Annotated in this window: 12 protein-coding genes; 4 read left to right on the plus strand and 8 right to left on the minus strand. The window is 45.8% G+C overall.

Features of this window, described 5'->3' with window-relative positions:
• Positions 1-14 precede the first annotated feature (14 nt).
• The 5 genes from BUB99_RS08225 to BUB99_RS08245 all read right to left on the minus strand — a co-directional run bounded on the left by BUB99_RS08225 (position 15) and on the right by BUB99_RS08245 (position 6976).
• Positions 15-1247, minus strand: a complete 1233-nt coding sequence (locus BUB99_RS08225) for a hypothetical protein (RefSeq protein WP_221407493.1) — start codon at positions 1245-1247, stop codon at positions 15-17.
• A complete protein-coding gene (locus tag BUB99_RS08230; RefSeq protein WP_073121361.1) occupies positions 1247-2257 on the minus strand; it encodes an HlyD family secretion protein in 1011 nt (336 codons plus the stop codon). The genes BUB99_RS08225 and BUB99_RS08230 overlap by 1 nt, the downstream gene beginning before the upstream one ends.
• Complete coding sequence (locus tag BUB99_RS08235) at positions 2254-2931, minus strand: DUF4956 domain-containing protein (protein ID WP_073121363.1); 678 nt, start codon at positions 2929-2931, stop codon at positions 2254-2256. The genes BUB99_RS08230 and BUB99_RS08235 overlap by 4 nt, the downstream gene beginning before the upstream one ends.
• 74 nt (positions 2932-3005) lie before the next feature.
• On the minus strand, positions 3006-5033 hold the full coding sequence (locus tag BUB99_RS08240) for a CotH kinase family protein (RefSeq protein WP_073121365.1): 2028 nt from the start codon (positions 5031-5033) through the stop codon (positions 3006-3008).
• Between the two features lie 176 nt (positions 5034-5209).
• Positions 5210-6976: a hypothetical protein gene (locus tag BUB99_RS08245; protein WP_073121367.1), complete on the minus strand. Its 1767-nt coding sequence runs from the start codon at positions 6974-6976 to the stop codon at positions 5210-5212.
• A 173-nt stretch (positions 6977-7149) separates the two neighbouring features.
• On the opposite strand from BUB99_RS08245, the gene BUB99_RS08250 reads away from it, so the two are divergent.
• Together BUB99_RS08250 and BUB99_RS08255 are read left to right on the plus strand one after the other, a co-directional pair.
• Positions 7150-7557: a hypothetical protein gene (locus tag BUB99_RS08250; RefSeq protein WP_073121369.1), complete on the plus strand. Its 408-nt coding sequence runs from the start codon at positions 7150-7152 to the stop codon at positions 7555-7557.
• Complete coding sequence (locus tag BUB99_RS08255) at positions 7557-10286, plus strand: outer membrane beta-barrel protein (protein WP_084190447.1); 2730 nt, start codon at positions 7557-7559, stop codon at positions 10284-10286. The genes BUB99_RS08250 and BUB99_RS08255 overlap by 1 nt, the downstream gene beginning before the upstream one ends.
• Before the next feature lie 51 nt (positions 10287-10337).
• Here the strand turns inward: BUB99_RS08255 and pheS are convergent, their stop codons facing one another.
• The gene (gene pheS / locus BUB99_RS08260; protein ID WP_073121373.1) at positions 10338-11363 is read right to left on the minus strand and encodes a phenylalanine--tRNA ligase subunit alpha; all 1026 of its coding nucleotides are present in this window, start codon (positions 11361-11363) and stop codon (positions 10338-10340) included.
• Between the two features lie 187 nt (positions 11364-11550).
• Between pheS and dinB the strand changes: the two genes are divergently transcribed.
• Both dinB and BUB99_RS08270 read left to right on the plus strand, forming a co-directional pair.
• Entirely contained in the window at positions 11551-12768 is a 1218-nt protein-coding gene (dinB, locus tag BUB99_RS08265; protein ID WP_073121375.1) for a DNA polymerase IV, read from the plus strand.
• A gap of 23 nt (positions 12769-12791) precedes the next feature.
• Positions 12792-15767, plus strand: a complete 2976-nt coding sequence (locus tag BUB99_RS08270) for a DNA polymerase III subunit alpha (protein WP_073121377.1) — start codon at positions 12792-12794, stop codon at positions 15765-15767.
• Here the strand turns inward: BUB99_RS08270 and BUB99_RS08275 are convergent.
• Both BUB99_RS08275 and BUB99_RS08280 read right to left on the minus strand, forming a co-directional pair.
• Positions 15764-17143, minus strand: a complete 1380-nt coding sequence (locus tag BUB99_RS08275) for an undecaprenyl-phosphate glucose phosphotransferase (RefSeq protein WP_073121378.1) — start codon at positions 17141-17143, stop codon at positions 15764-15766. The two genes, BUB99_RS08270 and BUB99_RS08275, sit on opposite strands and share 4 nt — an antisense overlap.
• A 51-nt stretch (positions 17144-17194) precedes the next feature.
• Positions 17195-18124 carry a GDP-L-fucose synthase family protein gene (locus tag BUB99_RS08280; RefSeq protein ID WP_073121380.1) on the minus strand — a complete coding sequence of 310 codons (930 nt, stop codon included), beginning with the start codon at positions 18122-18124 and terminating at the stop codon, positions 17195-17197.

Genomic DNA, 18124 nt, shown 5'->3' on the forward strand with positions numbered 1-18124 from the left:
TCTTTTTAGTCGAATCAATTGCGGTTGATTATAGGTTGGAAGTCTCGGGAAAGGTAGTTGATCAGAGGGCTGTTGGCAAGTAGGCCTTTTTGGTCGAGGTATTCGATGAAGGCGATCCTAATTTTCTTTTCCAATTGGGCCAGCTCCATGTCCAAATCCAGGTGGTAGTTCTTCAATTTAGACAATTCGGTCCAGTCTACTGCTATGTTGGCATTGACCTGGATCTTTTGTGCAAGGGCTTGGCGCTGGCGCAACATTTCGTATTGTGCTATCCAAGCGTCTAGTTGGAGGGTGTTGAGTTTGGATTCGTTTTGTACGAGGCTTTTGGTAGCCTCTACTTTGGCCGCTTCATCGATGAGCTTGACCCGGTCGCGGTTGAGCTTTGGTTTGTCTGGGTTCACGATAGGTAGGCGTATCCCCACCTGAAAGCCCAAGTGGTCGTTGATGTCAGTGCCACGTTCGGTATCGATGTTGCCTTGGATGTAGCCAATGTTGCTGCGGGCTTCTGCTTTGTCGATTTTGAGCATTTGCTGGTTGAGAGCAAGCTCTTGTTCTGCTTCGATAATGGCTAGATTTTGATGGTCGGCTAGCGCAGTGCTCGTGAGGTAGTCTTTGATCTGAGCTACTGTGATGAGATGATCTGTATCTATCGTGAGGGTGTCGGAGATACCATAGTCTAGCCCGATGTAGTAGCGTGTGACGAGGCTTTGTGTTTTGATTTCCTCGTACTGAAGGAGATGCTTGGTTTGGTTGGATTGGAAGACGATGATGTCTTTGAGCTCCATGCCTTGTTGTGCGTTGTTTTGGAGGATTTTTTCTTCCAGCTGGATGCGTTCGCTCAGGTATTTTTCTTGCTGGGTCAAGTCTATCAGGTCAATGACCATGAGGTAGCGGTTTTTGAGCGCTTCGTTGAGGACGATCTGGTGTTTGGTGGTGAGGCTCTCTAGATGTTGATTGTAGTAGATTTTGTTGGCTTTGATCTCAGCGGGATTGGTGGGTGATAGGCGTAGACGGTACTCGTTGAGTGAAGCGTTGGCGTCTTCACTACCGACGCGGAGTTCGACACGGTTGAGCCAAGGCGATTTGTAGTTGTTGTCGCTGAGGAACTGCTTCTGCGCTTGGTATCGCTCCAATGCCTGATCTTCTAGCGCCGTGGCTAGGTAGCCTTCTATGGAGAAGGTCATTTGGCCGTGTGCCTGATAAGTGATGGCGTACATACCTATCAACAAAAGAATCAAGTAGTGCATCATTTCAGTTTTACGTAGACTTTTTCCCCATGGAGGAAATTACTTTGGTCGGGGATTTTGATGAAAATCTCTCGACCGTACATCGGTAGTTCTTGGTTGATTTTGAGCCGTGAGGGATACTCGATGATGCGTGATCCGATCTCGGAGATGGTACCTGATACGTGGTAGGCTCGGTTGGTTGACTCGACAATGACGGATTGACCGGTGTTTAGTTCTGCATTTTGACGCTCGTTGATCAAGGCGCGGATCACAGAGGGGTCGTGTGCATAGATGGTCATCAGCGTGGTGAAAGGCGAGGCGAGTTCGTCCTGCTCGATGAGGATGTTACCGACCGTACCGTCTTCTTTGGCGACTTGGTAGAGTTCGCTTTCTTCTTGCTGGAGCAGCACCAGTTGATCGTCGTATTGCTTCATTTCATTTTCGGATTCTTTGATTTTGAGCTCATAGAGTGTGTTGAGTTTTTTCTTTTTCAGCTGGTATTGCTGTTTGGCATGGCTGATTTCTTCGCGGAGCACTTCGATACGGAGTTGGACATAGGAGCGGTCTGTGGAGGTGTTGCCACTTGGGCTGATATTGAGGCTTTCGATGCTTTGGGCGATCTCTGCTTGCTGCTGCAGGAGGAGTTTGAGGCGCTCGATTTCGGCCTGATTGTCACTGGTGATTAGGTCTACGTCCATCTGTGCCAGGTCCATCTCATGTTGTTTTTCGATCTGATAGATGGAAATCTGTGATTGGAGGCGTTCCAGATTATTTTTCATGTTATCCACTTCGAGGAGGAGGTCTTGGCGCTCGACTTTGAGTAGGGGGTCACCTTTTTTGACTTCCTGGCCTGGAAGGACAAAAATTTCTTTGACGCGCACCGCTTTGTGGTAACTGATGGCGTGTTTTTGGGGCTCGACCTGTGCTAGGATGGATGTCGTAGAGTTGTAGGATTGAAACGAAACCAAAGCCAACAGTCCACCGATGACAACCCAAAGGACGTATAGGAGATTTTTTTTGATCAAACTCATAGCTGTGTCAGGTTATCACTTCTTTCCAACTTGATGCTTTCGAATCCCTCTTTGGCTTTGAGCTCGGTGTAGAAGGTGTCCTTGCTGTGTCCAGTGCTCAGGGTCAAGAAGAATTCGTAGCGGTCGCCACGGCTTCTGCTAGAGACGGAGAGCATGCGGTAGTCTTGGCATTTTTCTTTCAAGAAATCATGCATGGTTTTCTCAGACGTTTCCGTCAGGAGGAGAAAACCAAGGCTGAACTCCTGATTGAGTTGTTTGCTACCATAGGGGGAGAAATAGAGAATGCCAGCGATCACACAGTAGACCAAAGTCCCCGCTATGGCAATCGAATAGCCATAGACCCCAGAAGCGATCCCGACGGAGAGTGCCGCGAAGATGAATATGATGTTTCGTGGGTTTTCTATCCTGAGACGAAAACGCACAATGGCGATCGCTCCCATGATACCGAATCCAGCTGCGACGTTGTTGCCCACAGCCATGATGACCATACAGGTCACGATAGAACTCAAGATCATGGCTTGGATAAAATTGCGCGAAAGCGCAGTCCCTTGGCTGGTCAAGTGATACGTGAAACTAATCGCGCTACTCAGCACAAAGGATAGCAAGATAGAAAAGAGTGCTACCTCAAAGGAGGGGAATTCATAGAAGTCCCCGTCAGTCAATACATCAAACATGCCCTTAGTAATTATTTTTTGGTAGGTATATCTCTACCCACCATTCACAATGTTAACAAATTATGATGGATAATCTAATTTGTTAACATTTTCGTAACTGACTGATTTGTCGCCGTACGGACGTGTACAAAATAGACCCCCGGTTGAAGAGCAGTGAGTGTCAAGGTGGCCGAGGGACTATGGGGCTGCATCATGAAGACTACCTGGCCGTTGAGGTTGGTGATGTGGAGTTCCGAGATGTCTTCTTGGGCTTGGACGTGGATTGATCCTGTGCTTGGATTGGGGTAGAGCAGCACCTTGTCACTGCTTTTTTTTTCACCCGTCGATAGCGGCACAAAGTCCACGTCCTTGGTACGTATCCAATTACTCGCGACATTGTTGTCACTGTTGGGATCACTGAGCTCTAGGTAATAGCCACTGCCATCTGCATCAGGCCAGTCACCTTCATCGCTGTAGATCACTTCGTCGATGGTATTGCCGTAGGCATCTAGGAGCTGGATACGTTGACCGCCGTTGGATAGGCTTCTGTAATACTGATCGTCAGCTGCCGAGCCATATTTTTGCTCGTAGATGCTGGCGTTGCTAGCGAGTGTGGTGGTAGCTCCTGCTGCGAGTGTACTCTCTGCAAACTGATAGACGAGCCCCGTCCCTCCAAAGTAGACGCCCGTCAGATCGACTGTTGTGCTGCCGTTGTTGAGGATTTCGATGAACTCTAGTTCTTTGCTTTCCACCGGGTCTTGGTCTTCGGGATTGTAGTGGATTTTGGTGATGACGAGTGGAGGAGTGGTGACTGCTGCACAGGCACTGTAGTCGCCCAACTCTGTGGTCATCCAGGTGATTCTCTCGGAGAGAAAATCTTTGATCTGTGTGATGTGCTGGTCATGATCGACTATGGTGCCCCAGCGTGCCTCTTCGCGAATGGTAGCCTCGCTGATTTTTGCTACGATTTCATCGATACGGGTATTGAGGCGAGTCTCGTTGAGTGGCTGGTCGGGAGTAGTGAGTTCGTTCCAGCGTTTGGATAGGTAGCAGCGGTAAGTGTCGTCCTCGTAGAGATCAAGCCAAAACTTGGAACCGACATTGTCTCCATTGTCAAACTGCCATATATCTGGTTTGCTTCTGTCCAGTCCCCAAAAACGGAGATCATTGTCGAAGGTCAAATTCAAATCCCAGATCGGTCCTGCACGTAATTTCCCCATCTTGTCCTTGTGAAAGTAAGTGCTGTACTGGTAGGTATCCGAATTGGACGACAGCTCATTGATCAGCATAAAGTCGATGAATGAAGGTATGTCGATGAGAGAGGGGTAACCGTCGGCCTTATCGCTATTTTGATTGCGAGAGGTACTCGCCAGTTGGATGAATACTGATTCGATGTAGGAGGTCTGGGTATTGGTGGCGTCTTCGGGTTTGGGTACGACATGGACATAGTCTACGTTTTGACCTGTGTTGGTAGACATACTCCATGCGAGGGGGTCGTCATCTGCTCTGTCTGCTTGGGTGATATAGCCACCACTGAGGTCAGGTTGTGTCGCAGCGGATTCCTCTATTTGGTCTATGTCTACCCGGTTGTCATCTGCTTTGATTTTTTCCATCAGGATGTATAGGCCGTTGTAGGATCCGTTGAGGATAAGCTCGCAGTATCGCGTGCGGGGGGCGTAGTTGCCCAGCTGACGAGAAAGCTCGTAGCAGAGGTAGTCTCGGATGAGCGAACTGTCATAGGCAATCCCGCTCAGGATCCAGTCGTTTTCTTTGGGCATATCGAGCAGGCTGACATTGTCTTTGTCTGAGCCATCTATAGTATAGGTGGTGAATCCGTATTGCTTTTTGGGGAGCTCTTGCGAGCTAGAGCCTCGGATTTCTATTTTGATTCGACTATCAAAGTCTAGGTAATCATCCGTGTTCTGATCGTTGAGGTAGTTTCTTTCTCCCTCGCCTCGATAGATGATTTTCATGTCTGCCCAGACTTTGGGTTCGTCGGGGATCGTCTGGTCATTGTCGGTATCGACAAGTACGATGGGGAGGTTGCTGTCGGTGAAAGTCTGCGCCATAGTAGTACAGCACATCGCCCATACGGCGAATAATAGTAATGTAAATCGTTTCATGCCCTTAATCTTTGTCCCGAATCTACGACGAACTATCTAGGATTCAAATGATGCGGTAGTTGGTTCAGTGGATTGGCCAGCATTAAGATTTGTCTATTTGCTCCTCATGTTCTAAAAAGAAAGAACCAAACGCACAGTACGCTTGGTTCTTGATTCGTTATTTTCTTATACTTGGTTTACTCCTCCGAAATATTCCATATTTTGTCGTATCCCATTTCTATTTCTTTGGCACGCATGGTGGTGATACCGGCTTTGAGTGCGTCTAGGATGACTGGCATACTACATACTCTGGCGAGTTCGTTGGGGTCGGATTTAAGTTTGGATTCGTTGAATGATTCGCCTGTTTTGCGGGTGATCTGCCCATCAAAATACTTCCCTTCTCTATCGTCCCTTGTTTCGTCTCTACCACTGATGGAGATGGTAAAGCTGGGGTACAGCACCACGTTTCCATCCTTGTTGCCTCCGACCATCAGATTGATGTGCATGGATAGGAGTCCATCTATATCTCCGGCTGCCTTCATCATGTTGACACGTGGATTGTCTGTAGTGATGTTAGAACTGGTTGATCCTAGGATTTCACCTATCGTACCTGGCGTAGATCGTTTGGTGCCATTGTAAGATTTCATGACTCTCTTGGCGTTGTTTTTATCTGCCGCCGCGAATAGGTCGTTGTACTGGGGTGTCCCAGTGACAGCTGCCACTGGGACAAACTCCACGTTATACTCTGATTTGAAGAATGCCACGACCTCTTGGTAGATCTGATCGAGGGCAGTGTTCCACGTCTCATCGGATAGTTGCGGGAACTCATAAGTGGTCGTCGTGGTGGTGGTCTGGGTATATTTGGTATTGCCTACTGTCCATGACTTGGAGTCAGTTTCTACCTCACGCTTGTATGTACTGGCCTCCATGGTGAAAGAGACGAGACCAAATTTGGATGCTTTGGATAGTGGGATACCGTAGGTTGCATTGGGCTTGTAGAAGGCGTACCCTAGGGTTTTGTCTGGAGTCTCTGCTCTCACGCGTAGTACCGTCATCACTCCTTCGTCCTGTTTGCCTTTGACGATCACGGGAAATGAGGCATAGTTGCGTGTGTACAGTTCTGTAGCTATCACTTTTCCAGGGCTTTGATCTGTACCAAAGTCCTCTTTTACTTTTTTGACTTCCCGCTCAAGGATCAGGTAGTTGTCACCTTTGTCAAAGTTGCCCATGTTGAGATCGCCAGCTATCTCCGGGTTGGCGAGTGCTTCTTTGGGAATCGTGACTTTGACCTTACCAGGTTTGGTGACTTTAAAATCTGCAAAATGATTGAAGGCTCTTACCCCCATAACCTTGGTCAGCATGGAAACTTTGATAGTTGTACCCTCTGACCCTGGTGGGTTATAGTACTCTAGTGTGATGTCCTCAGATAGGTCTAGTATGGGGAGTGCTGTTTCGCCATTGACACTGAGTATCTCTACATCTGGGATAGGCTGAAAGGTGTAGTGGGCTTTGTCTCCATTCTTGGCAGTGATGTCGATCTTGATCGGACCAGCGGGTGGATAGTTGTAGAATCTCCCGTAGGAACCAAGACCATAGTATTCCATGGGTTCACCGTCGGCGAGTACTTCTCCATCTGCGAGTTCGTACATGCCTACCCCTTCGTTTTTGAAAAATGAGATGAATACCACATAATCCCCTTCTCTCGCTCCGGGAGGAAAATACTTCGCTTCGGTTGTCTCGATATCCGTAGAGTAGAGACCATTGATGTAGTTGGCCTTGACGACTACTCCTTCTAGGGTTTCGGTTTTGCCTGTCATGAGATTGCCTGTGACGTCCCCGATTTTTTCCATCAGGTTAAATTTCTTTTTTTTCTCTTTGCCCTCCCCACTGTCTTTCTTCAATAACTGACCGTAGGAAGTACTTAGCACAAATGCCATGCATAGGAATAGTATGGTTTTTTTCATCGCTTTAGATTTTATACAGAATCAAAATTCAACTTTATATCTCAAATGGAATATCCGTGCTAGTGGGTATTTATCCATGACTTTTTGATCGGGTTGGCTTTTTTCAAAAAAAAGATCACAGATAGTGCAAGTTTTGGGTATAGATATTCATCTAACAGAAAAAGTAAAGAATTATGAATAAGAAAATATACCTATTTCTCATCATGACGATGAGTTTGTTTTACGTTGAATCCCAAGCCCAGCCTGGGGGACGCATGAGTCCTGAAGATAGGGTCATGCGTGAAAAGCAAAACCTATACAGTAAAATTGATGATCTATCTGATGATCAAACCATGATCATCGACGGGATCTACGACGAGTACGCTCAGTCGATCAAAGAGAGTTTTGAAGAGATTCGAAAGAATAGGAATTGGGAGGAAATGCGGGCCAAAATGGAAGCACTCAACGAAGAGAAAGACGGGTTGATGTTTGACATTCTCAGTCAAGAGCAATACGTCATCTACGAAGAGATGACGACCGCTCAACGTGAGCGTATGAAAGAGAGACAAGGAAACAGAAAGCCAGGAGAGGGAGCGCAATAATGAAAAGAATCGCATTAGTCATCATCAGTATGACCATCGGCTGGGCCACTTATGGTCAGGAAGTCATCAAGAGCAAAGTATATGGTCGTCTAGTAGACAAAACAGACGGGCCAATGCTGATCGGCGCGACTGTGCAGCTCTTTAATATTAAGGATTCAACAAAATCTCGCTATGCCGTCACAGATGTGGAAGGCATCTTTTTGATAAAAGATGTCGAGAGTGCCTTTTACAAAATGAATATCAAAAGCCTCGGATACAAACCATACTCACGTACCGTGCGGATCTCGATAGAGGAGATGAATTTTGGAAACATATTCATGGAGCAGGATGAGAAAGTCCTAGAAGGCATAGAGGTTCAAGGAGCGGTCGTGGCGATGGAGGTTAAAGGCGATACAGTACAATACAACGCAGATGCCTACAAAGTAAACCCGGATGCGAGCACCGCAGATCTCGTCAAAAAGATGCCAGGAATCGTCATCGATGAAAACGGTGTCAGTGCCAACGGCGAGACGGTCGAGCAAGTATTACTGGATGGAAAACGGTTCTTTGGACAAGATCCTTTACTCTCCCTCAATACGATCCCAGCCGAGGTAGTACAAAAAGTAGAAGTATTTGATCAGAAGAGTGAAAGATCGCAGTTCACAGGCTATGACGATGGCAACACGACCAAAACCATGAATGTCGTCACCAAAGAAGGCAAACGCAACGGACAATTCGGAAAAGCCTACGCAGGCTATGGCACTGATGACCGATACAAAATAGGTGCAAACGTAAATTCCTTCAAGGATGATCAACGCTTGACCGTGATCGGAATGACCAATAACATTAACCAGCAGAACTTCAGCGGTGAGGATTTGGCAGGTATCAGTGGTGGAGGCGGTGGGTTTCGTCGCGGCAACAACAGTCTCATGACAGGTACGCAAAGCGGGATCACCCAAACCAATTCTCTAGGATTAAATTTCACTGATGAGTGGGGCACAAAGGCCAAGTTCGAGGGGAGTTATTTCTTTAACCAAACCAACAACAGCCGAGACGAAACGACCAACCGCGAGATCTACAACGGAGACAGCATTCAGTACTATGATGAAATCAAAAATGCCGATACCGACAACCTCAACCATCGTCTCGATGCGAGGATTACCTATGACATCAATGATGACAACAAGCTAACGATCCGCCCAAGAATCAGCTACCAAAACAATGAGAGCCTGACCTTCACCGACGGAGCGACAGTTAACGGGGCAGGAACGGAAATAAACCGTACGGAAAACAACTACCGCAGTAGCAATGAGGCGTTCAATATCGACAACTATATCAGCTACATGCATAAGTTTGACAAAATCGGCCGTACTTGGTCTCTAGAATTAGAGACCAACTATAAAGAGACTGATCGTGAAAACTACTATGAAGACATCGCACAGGACTCTATCACACAGTACCTGACTGATGAGACTGACTATACTATAGAAAGTACGCTAGGCTATACCGAGCCTATTGGAAACACCGCACAGCTATCTGCAACATACGAACTCAGCTATAGAGAGAGAAATTCGGATAAAAACACATACAATATCAACCCTGATTCTGGAGCGAAAAATTTCAACACACAGTTGTCCAATCATTTCGTGAGCGGATATACCCAGCATAAAACAGAGGTCTCACTAAGCAACCGTTCAATGGGAACATTCTATCGTTTTGGACTAGCGTATCAATATGCCGAATTGGCAAATAAGCAGATTCAACCTGAGACGGGAAATTTTGTCAATAGATTCAACAGCATCTTGCCCTTTGCCATGGGACGCATCGAGCTAGGTAGCGAAGCAGACGTGTTTATTAGGTATCGTACGAGCACCTCTACTCCATCTATCAATCAACTCCAAAACGTGATCGATAACAGCAACCCTCTTTTTATCTCCACGGGTAACCCTGAACTAGATCAGAGTTATTCACATTCGTTGATGATTCGGTTCAACAAACCAAACCCGGACAAGAACCGCTCGATAGCCAATTTCACCCGTGTAGAGACCACCCAAAACTACATCACCAACGAAACCACTTACGCACCACAGGACTCGGTCTATGCGGGGGGAATTATCGTGCAGCAAGGGGCACAGGTGTCCAAACCGATCAATATGAACGGCTACTGGAATGTAAACAACAATACTACGCATAGCATCTTGATCGAAAAGCTAAAGTCTAATTTCAACACCTCGTTGGGGTTCAACTACCGCAGGCTGCCCGGCAGGACCAATGAGCAAACCAATATCTCCAGTACCTATTCGGGGAATATCAAGTTTGCCCTTGCCAGCAACTTTAGTGAGAACTTCGATTTCAATATCTACTACGATGTGAGTAGCAACTTGGTCAACAACTCCATCGAGTCGATTGCCAATACCAACTACACGACCCAGACAACGGGTGCCAAACTCAACTGGATATTTGGTGGAGGGTTTGTCTTCCGAAACGATATCTATTATCAGAAGTACAACGGGATCGAAGACTCCTTCGATAGCGAGTATGTCCTCTGGAATATGAGCGTCGCACGTAAATTCTTGAAAAATGACGTGGGAGAATTGGAGCTGTCAGTGTTTGATTTGTTGGGCCAGAACCAAAGTTTCTCTCAGAGTGTCAACCCTGCCTATGTGGAGGAAGTACGTACCGAAGTACTCCAGCAGTATTTCATGATGACCTTCACTTATCAGCTCCGCAGATTCTCTGGAGCGAAGTAGGCTTGCTAATTTAATTAGACAGAAAACTATTAATCGGGAATCAAAGGGGGCTTAGAAAGTCCCCTTGAACTGATTGAGGAATCGCACGTCATTCTCAGAGAAGAGACGCAGATCATTGATTTGGTACTTGAGCATCGTGATGCGCTCAATTCCCATTCCGAATGCGAACCCTGTGTATTCTTCAGGATCGATTCCACAGTTTTTGAGGACGTTCGGATCGACCATCCCACAACCGCCGATTTCCACCCAGTTGGTATATTTGCAGACGTTGCAGCCCTTGCCATTACAAATGAAACAGCTGATATCTATCTCCGCACTCGGCTCGGTGAAAGGAAAATAAGACGGACGGAAACGAATCTTCGTGTTCTCACCAAAAAGCTGCTTCACAAAGTGATACACCGTCTCCTTGAGGTCTTTGAACCCGACGTTTTTGTTGACATACAATCCCTCTACCTGATGAAAGAAACAGTGTGCTCTCGCAGAGATCGCTTCATTTCTAAACACACGCCCTGGCATGATCGATCGGAAAGGAGGCTTTTGTCCTTCCATCAATCGAATCTGCACATTGGAAGTGTGCGTACGGAGAACCTTGTCTGGATCTTTTTCGATAAAAAAAGTATCCTGCATCTCACGTGCTGGATGATTTTCTGGAAAATTCAACGCAGTGAAATTGTAAAAATCTTCCTCGATCTCGGGTCCATTGGCCACATTGAACCCCATACGCTCGAAGATCTCTATGATCTTGTTGGTGGTGATCGTCAGTGGATGGATCGAACCCGTCTCGTTGGGCACATTGGGCAGGGTCATGTCCAAGCCAATATCCGCTGTGCTGCCTGACTGATCCGACAGCCCGTCTGCGAGCGCCTGAAACTTCTCTTGAGCAAGGTCCTTGAGTTCGTTGAGTGCCTGACCAAAAGCCTTCTTTTGTTCGTTAGGAACATTTCTGAAATCATTGAACAGCTCAGTGACGACACTTTTCTTGCTGATAAATTTCATTCTGAATTGCTCCAGTTCCTCTGCAGCTTTCGCTTCAGCAGATTGGATCATGGCTTTGTACTCTTCTACTTTCTCAAACATATCTCTTGGACTTGAAGATGCGAATTTACCACGGGCTAAATTAAAATGGAACTTTTGAGTCGGAAATGGAGAAGCCCTAACTAAACGAGCTTTTCAAACCTGTTTTGATGGATCGACACATTCTAAAAACTAAACATTATAGTTTATACTAATTATTGTAGTATTTTTGTTTCCTCAATTTACTTTTATGGCACACGAAAAATCAATTGTCCACATGGACTTAGATACGTTTTTTGTCTCTTGTGAGCGCTTGCATGACAAGCGCCTGCACAACAAACCCGTACTTATTGGCGGTACTTCGGATCGGGGAGTGGTGGCGTCATGTAGCTACGAGGCACGTACTTTTGGCGTACACTCTGCCATGCCCATGAAACTAGCCCGACAACTCTGCCCTGAGTCCATCATCATCAAAGGCAATGCCGCTACCTACAGTCAAAAGTCCAAAGAGGTCACCGAGATCATCCGAGAGTCCGTCCCGCTCTTTGAGAAATCCTCGATCGATGAGTTCTATATGGATCTGACAGGTATGGATCGCTTCTTTGGCTGCATGCAAATCGCCAGCGAACTGCGCCAACGCATCATCAAGGAAACCAAACTCCCGATCTCTTTTGGTCTATCCGAAAATAAAACCGTCTCCAAAATCGCTACTGGTGAAGCCAAACCTAACAACCAAATGCAGATCAATTATGGTCAGGAGAAGCATTTTCTAGCTCCTCTATCGGTCAAGAAGATCCCTATGGTCGGCGAAAAAACCTACCACACATTACAGCAACTAGGCATCCGTTACATCAGCCATTTACAACAGATGCCTCTCGACTTGGTAGAAAGTGCCTTCGGCCGGCATGGCACCAAGATGTGGCAAAAAGCACAAGGCATAGACCCTTCTCCAGTCGTCCCCTACCAAGAGCGAAAATCTATCTCCACCGAGCGGACTTTTGACAAAGACACCACCGATACGATCAAGCTCAAAAGTATCATGCTCGTCATGGCAGAAAACCTCGCCTTTCAACTCAGAAGAGGGCAGAAGCTCACCTCTTGTGTCACGGTCAAGATTCGCTATTCTGACTTCAATACTCACTCGCTACAGTCCAAAATCTCCTTCACTTCGGCAGATCATATTTTGATCCCCAAAATCATGGAGCTCTTTGACCGACTCTACAACAAACGACTACTCATTCGGCTCATAGGTGTACGATTTAGTCAACTGGCCGAGGGCAATTACCAAATCCACCTCTTCGAAGATACCGAAGAGATGATCCGTCTCTACCAAGCACTCGACACCATTCGTGACAAACACGGCGACCGAAAAATCCTACGTGCAGCAGGCATAGAGGCCAAAACCATCAGCCGCTTCAATCCCTTCTCTGGAGAACCGCCACCTCTGTTGCCCAACCGACGCAGCTGATTTTCCCTTTAGACTCATTCACGATGTTTCTCAATACACACTCCTTTTTCAGTTTTCGCTATGGCGTCATGCACCCAAAGTCGCTCCTACAAGAAGCCCAGCGACTCGGGTTGACAAGCCTCGCCCTGACAGACATCAACAACACCTCCGGGTGCATGAACTTTCTGCGACTAGCGCCTGACTATGGTATTCGTCCACTGGTCGGCGTGGACTTCAGGAATGGTATCCAACAGCAATTTGTCACTATAGCACAAAACAACGAAGGCTTCCGTGAAATAAACAACTACCTCTCACCGCTCCTCCATGCCAAAACAAAGGTGCCCGCTGTTGCCCCAGCCTTCCAACACGTATTTGTCATCTACCCTTTCTCTTCCCAAAGGGCTTATTCCTTACGGGAAAATGAATACATAGGCGTCAATCCTCGAGATGTTTTGAAAATCCCATTTTCAAAATCCAAAGACCAAATCCATAATATGGTCGTGATGCAAAGCGGATCCTTTCGTCATCAACTCGACTTCAACATCCACCGGCTACTCCGAGCCATCGACAACAACACACTACTAAGCAAACTACCCAAGAGCGAACAAGCGTCCGTAGACGACCAACTACTCTCCGAAGAACAACTCACCGCATGTTTCAAGGACTACCCACAACTGATCCAAAACACCCAGAACATCCTCGACAGCTGCTCCGTCAATTTCGAGTTCGGTACCGAGCATCCCCACAAAAACATCCAGTCCTACAACTCCTCTCCTTCAGAAGACATCCAGCATCTCCGCAGGCTTTGCCTCCAAGGCATGCCTTACAGGTTTGCTCAACCCAGCATCAAGATCTACCGAAGGCTAGCACTAGAACTAGACATCATCCAAAAAAAAGGTTTTGTCTCCTACTTCCTTGTCAACTGGGACATACTCAAATATGCACGCAGCAAGGGCTACTTCTATGTCGGTCGTGGGAGTGGTGCCAATAGTGTCGTAGCATATTTGCTACGCATCACCGACGTAGACCCCATCGAGTTGGATCTATACTTTGAGCGCTTCATCAATCTCTACCGTACCAATCCCCCCGATTTTGATATTGATTTTTCTTGGCGAGATCGAGAAGACGTGATCCGCTACATTTTCGAACGTTTTGGGGCAGAAAGAGTCTGTCTGATCGCCACATACAGCACCTTCAAATTCAAAGCCATCGTTCGGGAGCTTGGCAAAGTCTTCGGCCTACCCCCCCATGAAATCGACAAGATAAGCGACAACCCAACCCAACCTTCCGACCATGTCACCCAACTGATACTCAAGTACGCCACCCATATGGATGAGATCCCCAGTCACTTGAGTGTCCATGCAGGAGGGGTCATCATCTCCGAAAAACCCATACACAGCTACACTGCCACCAACTTGCCTCCCAAAGGCTTCCCTATCACGCACTTTGACATGGTGGTAGCAGAAGACATCGGTCTCTACAAGTTTGACATCCTCAGCCAAAGGGGGCTGGAAAAAATCAAAGATGCGATTGCCATCGTCCGAGTCAATCGCCCCAATGCCCCAACCATAGATATCCACGACACCAAACGGTTTTTTGAAGACGAGAAAATCAAACACCTTTTACGCAACGGACAGGCCATTGGCTGTTTCTATGTCGAATCTCCCGCCATGCGTATGCTCCTCAAAAAACTCAAAGCAGATACCTACCTAGGTCTCGTAGCAGCAAGTTCCGTCATTCGTCCTGGAGTCGCCAAATCAGGCATGATGCGTGAATACATCCTACGGTTTCGTATGCCCGAAAAACGAAGCGAAGCACACCCCATACTCGCCCAACTCATGCCGGAGACCTTTGGAGTCATGGTATATCAAGAGGACGTCATCAAAGTCGCTCACTACTTTGCAGGGCTCGATCTCGGTGAAGCAGACATCCTTCGTCGCGGCATGTCTGGCAAGTTTCGGTCAAGAACAGAATTTCATCAGGTCAAGCAGAAGTTCTTTCACAACTGCATCCAAATGCATCGTGGAGAAAAGCTCACCCATGAAGTCTGGAAGCAAATTGAAAGTTTCGCTGGCTATGCATTCGCCAAAGGCCACTCAGCCTCCTACGCCATCGAGAGTTACCAAAGTCTATACCTCAAGGCACACTACCCACTCGAATACATGGTAGCCGTCATCAACAACGGGGGAGGTTTTTACAGCCGTGAAACCTACATCCACGAAGCACGACAACAAGGTGCCATCATCCAGCCTCCCTGTATCAATACTTCCCATCAACACACACACATCATCGGAGACACAATATACCTCGGCTTCCATGTCATCCAACAACTCAGTTTGAAAAATGCAGCACGAATCATCTCCCACCGCACAGCTTTGACAGCCTTTGACAGTCTGGAACAGTTTCTAGAAACCGTCCCCATAGGTATCGAGCACACCAAAACCCTAATTCGTATCGGCGCATTCCGTAGCATCGAGCCCAACAAAAAAAAGCTCCTTTGGAAGTTTCTCTTCCTCACCAACCAGCATAAAAAACCCAACCAGTTGTACCCTATGTTTCCTCCCCAAAACAAAAAAGTACAATTGCCTGCACTCTTCTACGACAAGCGAGAAGACATCTACGATGAATTAGAAATCTTACATTTTTCACTAGAAAGTCCATTTGATTTGGTCAATCAACGACCTATTGACCTCATCATCTACGCACATGAAATAGCACAGTACAAAGGAAAAATCGTCACCATGTTGGGCTACTTGGTCACAGCCAAACGCACCACCACCAAATCTGGTACACGCATGTACTTCGGAACATTCCTTGACGAAAAAGGACAGTTCATCGATACGGTTCATTTCCCACCAGTAGCCAAGCAATACAGCTTCAGGGGTCAAGGTATTTATGAATTGACAGGGAAAGTAGTAGAAGAATTCGATTTCCTCACACTAGAAATCATCACCATGACCCGCAGCAGCTACGCCAACATGGAAGACGTAATGAAAGATGAGTTGCTAAATAACCGCTAATAGACGTTTTCTGTCTCGAAAATGATAGAATAAATCGTCAAGAAGATAATCTTGATATCAAACCAAAGACTCCAGTTCTTGACATAAAACCGATCGAGTTTTACACGTCCATACATTTCACTAAAGCGCGCCGTTTCTCCACGATAACCCTTCGCTTGTGCGAGTCCAGTCACACCTGGTTTCACTGCATGACGCTGGATAAAACGATCAATTTTTGGGGAGAACTCATTGTTCAGTTTGATCGGGTGAGGTCGTGGACCTACTACAGACATGTTGCCCAAAAAGACATTGATGAATTGTGGCAATTCATCCAAACTGGTTTTTCTAAGAATCCCTCCAATCTTAGTGATACGTGCGTCATTCTTCGTCGCTTGCTTAGAATCCGCTTCGTTGTTGACCACCATCGTCCTAAACTTCCAACATGGAAAATACTTATTGCCACGCCCATGTCTATTCTGAATAAAAAACACAGGGCCTGGAGATTCTAACTTGATCAACAAACCTATAATAGGCACCAACCAAGAAAGAATAAAGATCATGACTAGAGAAGAAAAAGCAATATCGAATGCTCGTTTCAATACTCTGTTATAAATCCTATCCAATGGGATATTACTAACGTCTAAAACTGGAATATTCCCATATCGCTGAACTTGTAGGTTTTTGTTGGATACCTTGCTAAAATCAGAAAGCAGTTTGATCTTAATTAAATTGTTCTCTGCAAAATCCACCAACCGCTTTACATCATCATCATACAGCTTAGGCAAACAACAGAAAATAACATCAATACTGTTGTCCTTTGAAAATCCCTCCACATCCTCAATAGACCCTGCAACTGAGGGGTGTTCTACCTTATGATCAAAAAAACCTTTGAAAACATACCCCATCTCTGGGTTTTGAAGAAAATGCCTCTTCAAACTTCGACCAATCGGGCCATATCCCACTATAGCTACGTTTCGAAGGTTATAACCTTTCGTACGATAAAATCTTAGAAGATTGATAAATCCAACTCTCCACCCAATGACGAATACTGAGAAAATAAGATAGGTATAAAAAAGATGCTCACGCGAATAAAAATAGGCTCGTGTAGAAGCCCACATCGCAAAAACGACGGCCAGATTAATCGTAAGCCCTAAAAGAATTTGAGAAATGTAATCAACAATGCTTTTTTCTCGCTCAACCTTCTCCAGCTTCGTTACGAAAAAAATGACTACCCAAGCGACATTCAAAAAAGCAAATAAAAATGGATACCGATCGCCATGAAACCAAAAGGTATCAAAACGAATATAATTTGCCACCACAAACCCAACATTCAAGAACAAAAGGTCTATGAAAAGGAATATGGCAGGAAAATACTTAGAAAACCTCTTCTTTTGCATGTGTTAAAAGCTAGGTAGAGTGCGAAGATAGGGAAAATATTCTGATAATATTTACCACTCTGATTTATCCACAGCAGCATAAACTGCTTCAACACCTTCTTTCAACGAAATCTTTGCTGACCAACCCAAATCATTGATTCTTTCGCTGCTCATCAATTTTTTAGGTGTTCCATCTGGCTTATCCGTATTAAATACTAACTCCCCTTCAAAGCCCACTACATATTTTATTGTCTCAGCCAACTCTTTAATAGTCAAGTCTGACCCATAACCAATATTTATTGGTTGCCCCTCCGAATAATTTTCCATTAAAAATGAGCACGCTTCTGCTAAATCATCCACGTGTAGAAACTCCCTCATAGGGAAGCCAGTGCCCCATATTTCCACTTTTGATTCGTTATTAACTTTTGCGGTATGGAATTTTCGTATCAAGGCAGGTAATACATGAGAATTATTCAGATCATAATTATCATTTGGTCCATATAAATTCGTAGGCATCCCACTAATGAAGTCCACTCCATACTGATCCCTATAAGTTTCACAAAGCTTAATGCCAGCAATCTTAGCAATCGCATAAGGTTCATTAGTCTGCTCCAATGATCCAGTTAGCAAACTATCTTCATGAATAGGCTGACGGGCTAGTTTGGGATAAATACAGGAGCTGCCTAAAAACAAAAGTTTCTTCACCTTATAGACATAAGAAGCGTGAATCACATTGGCTTCTATCATAAGGTTATCATACAGAAACTCCCCTCTATAAACGTTGTTTGCATGAATACCTCCTACTTTTGCCGCTGCTAAAAAAACAAACTCTGGTTTCTCTTCTTCAAAAAACTTATTAACCTCTCTCTGATTTTTTAAATCTAGCTCTTTGGATGTCTTATAAATTATTTTAGAAAAACCCTTTAGCTCAAGGTTTCTCACAATGGCAGAGCCAACCATTCCTCGATGGCCAGCCACATAAATTTTCGAATCTTTATCCAT

Source organism: Reichenbachiella agariperforans (genome assembly GCF_900142205.1).
GTDB lineage: Bacteria > Bacteroidota > Bacteroidia > Cytophagales > Cyclobacteriaceae > Reichenbachiella > Reichenbachiella agariperforans.